This window comes from Thermococcus sp., from assembly GCF_027011145.1.
Taxonomy (GTDB): Archaea; Methanobacteriota_B; Thermococci; order Thermococcales; family Thermococcaceae; genus Thermococcus.
The window spans coordinates 1-5,419 of record NZ_JALVAO010000066.1; the positions used below are offsets into that span (position 1 = coordinate 1).

Sequence of the window (5,419 nt, forward strand, 5' to 3'; positions counted from 1 at the left end):
TACTGGCTCTCGGTTTTGGCATTTATAGGTGAGGAGGAGAGAGCCCTCGAAAGGAGGTTCGGCGATGAGTGGAGGAGATACGCGAAAAGAACGCCCCGTTTCGTTCCAAGGCCTTGAACTCCTTCCGGTTCACCTCTATGTTCTGGCTCACCTCAAGAAGGCCGGCGTTGATTACACAAGGATGATGGCGAAGATGAGCGAGCTAGAGCTTCCCCTCATCGAGGACGCGATAAAAGACCTTATCGAGGTAGGTCTTATCGAAAGGGACTCTGGAAGCGCGATAAAGAGGAGCAAAGCGAGGTTCAAAAAGGCCTTTGAGGTGCACAAGCACCACACTTACTACAGGCTTTCGCGGGCCGGGGAGCTTTTCCTCCGCTCAATTGATGAACGCTGGCTTAGAGACTACTTCAACTCCCTCCTTCCCGGCGGATGGGACATTGTTAGGACCCTGACAAAGGCTAGGAGCTTCAACGAGCTTCCGAAGGAGTTAAGAAACGATAGAATCCGGGAGGAACTCGTTCTTCACCGCTTCATCACACCCAGGGGTAAAAGAACAAAGTTCTTTCGCCTTTTGATGGACTTCCTTGGAATCGGGTGAAGCTTATATGTCTCAGAACTAAATTCTTGTGGGTGTTGTCATGAAGAAAGAATTCGCTCTGAAGTTTGCCTTCTGGTTTTCATGGTGGACCTTGATAGTACTTGCGGGTATCTACACCAGAGAAAAACTCCCGTTTAAATGGTTTACCCTTCCCATAGGTCTTTTCCTTATGAGTTACGGTCTTCTGCTCAACGCAATTGCGGGAAAAACGCTGAAGAAGTACGGCCACTTTGACATAAAAAGGGGCATCAGGAAGCCTGAAAGACTTGTAACCATTGGAATATACTCCTGCATGCGTCATCCGGCGCAGTTCGGCTCGATTTTCTTTGGCTGGGGATTAGCTCTGCTGACATCAAGCATTTACGCGGTTCTCCTAGCTGGCTGGTACTCCTTTTCGGCACTGTACTTCATCCTCGCCGTTGAGGAGAGGGAAACGCTGAGGGAATTCGGAGACAATTACTGTAAGTTTTTGAGGGACAGGCCTCCCTTTAATCCCTCAATCGAATGTCTCAAAAGGGGTATTAAAGCTCTAAAGGAAAACGCCGAAAGTTAAATTTCCAGGATTGTTCCAGTTTTCACTCCAACGAACTTTTCCGGGTAGTTTTCCCACACGTAGGCCTTCGCCTCATCACCGGAACAGTGCGCTGGGGCTATGAACTCGGCAATTTTAGCAAGTTTATCGAGGGTTCTCCGCGACGGATAATGGAAGCCACCTATTACGAGATAGGCCCTTTCATAGCCCGAAACCTCCAAGATGGCCTCGGTGAGCCTGTCAACGCCCGGATGGGAACAGCCGACTATGATTACCAGCCCAGAGGGAGTCTCAACGCCAACGGCGTGCTCGAAACCCTCCAGAGCCCCAGAAGTCCATATTCCATCGGCTATTCTTCCAGCGTCAATGACTTCAAAAACGCTCAGCCCCTCTATCCATCCGCCAGGCGGTGCGTAGAGCCTCAGACCCGGATTGAGCTGAGCAATCAACGGAAAACCGCCGTAGTGGTCGTAGTGCCAGTGGCTTAAAACCGCGAAGTTCAGGTTTCTCAGTGAAGCTCCCAGAACCTTCGAGTTGTGGGCTAAAATCTCTCCTCTCGTGTCGGCATCGAAGAGGAAGCGATACTTGCTCTCAACCAGAACGCTCCAGCCCCAGTCGTTGATGAGGCCCTTTGCTGGGGCGTTGTCGTTAAGGATTGTTAGTTTCATTAAACCTTCACCACGTACTTTCTGTTGCCCTTCTCAAAACCCCTGAAACTTCCAAGCTTCAAGCCCAGAAGGGCTCGCTCGACCTCAATTACCTTCATAGAAGCTAAATGCGTAACGCGCGTCCCTTCTAAGAACTCCGGCAGGAGCTGGCCTGTTGGACCAGTAAGAACGAAGAGCTCAGCTTTCTTTGCCCTATCCAAAAGAAGGTCTATAGTCCCGTTGACCAAACAGCTGGCACTTGCTATAACCGCGTCCATCTCGGGGAGAAGGTGATATTCCAAAGCGTCACTGTAGGTGTCTTTATCCCATAGCTTTGGGTTTCTCTCAAAGATAAAGACTTCAAAGCCCCTCTCGCGGAGCGCTTTGGCAAGGGGTGGCATGTTGCCTATTAGGGCAATCTTACCGACGTTTTCGGGCAGGAGTTCAAGCACATCGGTAAATTCAGCGTCGCTTAGGTCGATGTGATACTGTGAAACCGCGTTGATTGTAGCCAATCCTAATGTTCTCTCGATGACGTTCAGGCTGTCGGCCCTCTCGATGAAGGCATTGAGTGAAGGCTCACGTATAGAGTTCCTGTAACGCTGAACTTCCTCCGGCAGGGTCATAGCAACACCCAGCGCCTTTCCCTCCGGCCCTTTGAGTAAAACCCACGTGTAAGGTAGGGCAAAGCCGAAATCCACCAGCTCAAGGCCGTCGGCAAGTTTTAGGGCTTTTCTCTTTATCTTGGTCAGCAACATAGCTATCACTTCACGGCCTTTATAACCACGAAGCTCCCCTCACCGTAGCCGGGCTTGACAGGTTCAATTTCCTTTATCTCGTCCAGCCGATGGAAAAGTGTCTGGACTATCTCGAACTTTCTAAAGCCGACCTTTTTTAGAAGCTCAAGGAGTTCCTCCGTCGAGAAGAACCTCGCGTCGCGGTAAAAGACACTCTCCTCTTTGTGCTCCTCGTAGTGTCTTCCTATCGGGCTGTTTTTGTCGACGAAGCCTATTATCAAAGCCCCTCCGGGTTTTAGCACACGGTAGGCCTCTCTTAAAGCCCTCTCAGGATCGTCAACGAAGCAGATAGTGGTCACCATCAAAAGATAGTCGAGACTCTCATCCGGAAAGGGAAGGTTTTCCGCAACGCCTTCGATGACCTCTATGCCCCTTTTTTTAGCTATTTCCGCCATAGCTCTGGAAGGCTCGACGCCGAGCTTTATGCCTAAAGGAGCTGCAAAGCGACCGGTTCCAACGCCTATCTCTGCACCTTTTCCTTCCTTTGGCAAAAGCCTCCTAACCGCCTCAAGTTCTGACAGGTAGGCATGGCGGTGCCTCTCGAACCAGCTTTCGTACCTTTCCCGGTGCTTCTCAAAGGGCTCAACTTTGGGCATTGGGGTCACCCTTCTTCCGGAACTCCTCGTAGTATTCATCCAAGATTTTCCTTATGGTCCTGCCTATGGTGAGGTAGTCCACCTCCCTGAGGTTTGCCAGCGAGACCCTCGCGGAAGGATGCGGAACCTCAAAGCCCTTACCGGGTAAAAGGACAACCCCTGCCTCTTTGGCAAGCCGTATTATGAACTCCTCCGGCGGAAAGTTCTCCATGAACCAGCGGGAGAACTCCTTTCCGTAGAGCCTCTCGCTCAGCTCTTCCATGTCGAGGAGGGTGTAGTAGTAGGTGTAGTTCGGGTTCTCAACCGGTTCAAGTCCTATTCCCCTGTACAGAGCCCTGTAACGGCGCCTGAGGATTCTCTTGACGGCCTTCTTGTAGGTTTCCTCCTCGTCCATCAGGCCATAGAGTGCAAAGAGCACCATCTGAACCTGCTGGGGTGTCGAGAGTCCAGCGGTGTGTCTCAAAGCCACGTTCCTGCTGTCGGCGACGAGCCTGTCTATGAACTTCAGCTCCCTCGGATTGGGCGTTATCAGGGCATACCTCCTGTCCAGCTCTTCCTGAACCTCCTCCGGAAGTTTGGCAATTAATTTATCGACGACGTTGTCCCTGTGGAGCGCTATAACGCCGAGCCTCCAGCCGGTGGCTCCAAAGTACTTGGAGAAGGAATAGACAAGTATCGTGTTGTGTGGCAGGACTGAATAAACCGACTTGAAATTATCTGCAAAGGTTGCGTAGACATCGTCTGTGATAATGATTAGGTCCTCCCTCTCGTTCTCGACTATCTCCTTGAGCTTTTTGAGAACTCCCTCCTCAAGCTTCACTGCCGTTGGGTTGCCCGGGTTGACTAGGAAGAACGCCTTTATCTCAGGGTTTCTGAGCTTCTCAAGTTCCTCATCGGGTATCTGGTATCCAAGTTCCGGCGATGCCTTAACCTCAACTATCTCAAGCCTGTACTGGTCGAGTTTTGGTATCTCAAGGTAGGGGCTGAATATCGGAACGGCTATCGCTATCTTATCTCCCGGATTGAGGATATGGTTGGCCTTGAGGGACTCAAAGAGATAAGCCATCGCCCCGGTTCCGCCCTCAACGGCGAAGAGCTGGGTTTCCTCGACTATTGCATAACCGAGGTCGTAGCCTGCCCCCATCTCCTTCAGGAGGTACCTCTTGACAATCTGCTCCGCCAGGGGGAGCATTCTCGGCGGGGTCGGATATTCACAGCCGAGATAACCCTGAACCATCTCGTGGAGGAAATCATCAGCCGAAAAGCCGAGGTAGTCCCTCACGTAGCTTACGGCTGAGTTGAGAAACCTCGTCCCCCTCTCGTTCCAGTGGTTTCTGATGAATATTTCAAAGCGTGCCTCTATGCCGTCCTTCTCGCAGTGCCCCCCTATGAGGTCACCCATATAGCCAAAGTGCCTCTCAGCTTCGCTCAGCGCGAACTTACCGAGCTGTAGGTAAGCGTACCTCGGCTCTAACGCCAGAAAGTTTGGGTTTCCTCTTCCGGCGTTGAGCATCATTTTTTCTGATTTTCTGCTGGCGAGCTTTATGAGTAGTTCCTTAAACTCGAAGGGGCTGAGCTCGTCGAGCTTCTTGAGGTTCTCAAAAATCTCCTCCATTACAGACACCCCTTTCTTTCTCTCCACGGAAGTATATAAAAGATGCCCACGCAATACGATTAGGGTAACCGAAAAGTTTATAAATCTGTGCATATGCACAAAATATCGGAGGTGATGCGAATGAGGATTGCGATACCGACCAACGGAGGAGGTAGGGAAGATACTGTCGCTCCCGTCTTTGCGAGAGCACCGGCCTTTTACATAGCAGATATCGACGAAAACGGGAACATAGTTAGCGAGAAGGTCATCCAGAACCCCGCTTCAACAGTGGGAGGAGGAGCAGGACCGCTTGCAGTTCAGACCCTTATCAACGAGGGCGTTGATGCCATAATAGCACCACAGGTTGGCCCTAACGCTCTTGGAGCTATACAGGCGGCGGGGATAAAGCTCTATCAGGTCTCGCCGGGAACTCCAGTTGAGGAGGCAATAAAGGCCGTTGTCAGTGGCACAGTTCGCGAGTTCACAGCTCCAGCACAGGCACCTGCTCCGGCCCCGACGGTTCCAACAACCCCAGCGACGCCAACGCCAGCCTACGGCCCGTATCCGGCTCCAGCTTATCCAGCGTATCCGGCTTACGGCTTCGGTCCCGGTTGGGGCAGGGGCTGGGGCCGCGGATGGGGACGCGGTAGAGGAT

At 51.9% G+C, this 5,419-nt stretch carries 7 protein-coding genes; 3 read left to right on the top strand and 4 right to left on the bottom strand.

The annotated features are described in order from the left end of the window. Positions 1 to 64: 64 nt before the first annotated feature. Positions 65 to 598: a DUF2250 domain-containing protein gene (locus MVG27_RS08990; RefSeq protein WP_297556537.1), complete on the top strand. Its 534-nt coding sequence runs from the start codon at positions 65 to 67 to the stop codon at positions 596 to 598. A gap of 40 nt (positions 599 to 638) precedes the next feature. After that, positions 639 to 1,151, top strand: a complete 513-nt coding sequence (locus MVG27_RS08995; protein WP_297556541.1) for a methyltransferase — start codon at positions 639 to 641, stop codon at positions 1,149 to 1,151. Here MVG27_RS08995 and MVG27_RS09000 read toward each other — a convergent pair. From MVG27_RS09000 to MVG27_RS09015, 4 genes are read right to left on the bottom strand one after another with little or no spacing between them, the layout of a single operon-like run. Next, on the bottom strand, positions 1,148 to 1,798 hold the full coding sequence (locus MVG27_RS09000) for an MBL fold metallo-hydrolase (protein ID WP_297556543.1): 651 nt from the start codon (positions 1,796 to 1,798) through the stop codon (positions 1,148 to 1,150). The two genes, MVG27_RS08995 and MVG27_RS09000, sit on opposite strands and share 4 nt — an antisense overlap. Beyond that, on the bottom strand, positions 1,798 to 2,535 hold the full coding sequence (locus MVG27_RS09005) for a DUF364 domain-containing protein (protein ID WP_297556545.1): 738 nt from the start codon (positions 2,533 to 2,535) through the stop codon (positions 1,798 to 1,800). Before MVG27_RS09005 ends, MVG27_RS09000 begins: the two co-directional genes overlap by 1 nt. A 5-nt stretch (positions 2,536 to 2,540) precedes the next feature. Then, positions 2,541 to 3,170 carry a class I SAM-dependent methyltransferase gene (locus tag MVG27_RS09010; protein ID WP_297550981.1) on the bottom strand — a complete coding sequence of 210 codons (630 nt, stop codon included), beginning with the start codon at positions 3,168 to 3,170 and terminating at the stop codon, positions 2,541 to 2,543. After that, entirely contained in the window at positions 3,157 to 4,785 is a 1,629-nt protein-coding gene (locus MVG27_RS09015) for a bifunctional aspartate transaminase/aspartate 4-decarboxylase (protein ID WP_297550979.1), read from the bottom strand. Before MVG27_RS09015 ends, MVG27_RS09010 begins: the two co-directional genes overlap by 14 nt. A gap of 120 nt (positions 4,786 to 4,905) precedes the next feature. On the opposite strand from MVG27_RS09015, the gene MVG27_RS09020 reads away from it, so the two are divergent. Next, the coding region (locus tag MVG27_RS09020; RefSeq protein ID WP_297556548.1) for a NifB/NifX family molybdenum-iron cluster-binding protein at positions 4,906 to 5,419 on the top strand (514 nt) is incomplete at its 3' end.

Coding starts and splice junctions, on each gene's coding strand:
- MVG27_RS09005 (WP_297556545.1), bottom strand. CDS start 2,535: ATGTTGCTGACCAAGATAAAGAGAAAAGCCCTAAAACTTGCCGACGGC.
- MVG27_RS09015 (WP_297550979.1), bottom strand. CDS start 4,785: ATGGAGGAGATTTTTGAGAACCTCAAGAAGCTCGACGAGCTCAGCCCC.
- MVG27_RS09000 (WP_297556543.1), bottom strand. CDS start 1,798: ATGAAACTAACAATCCTTAACGACAACGCCCCAGCAAAGGGCCTCATC.
- MVG27_RS08990 (WP_297556537.1), top strand. CDS start 65: ATGAGTGGAGGAGATACGCGAAAAGAACGCCCCGTTTCGTTCCAAGGC.
- MVG27_RS08995 (WP_297556541.1), top strand. CDS start 639: ATGAAGAAAGAATTCGCTCTGAAGTTTGCCTTCTGGTTTTCATGGTGG.
- MVG27_RS09010 (WP_297550981.1), bottom strand. CDS start 3,170: ATGCCCAAAGTTGAGCCCTTTGAGAAGCACCGGGAAAGGTACGAAAGC.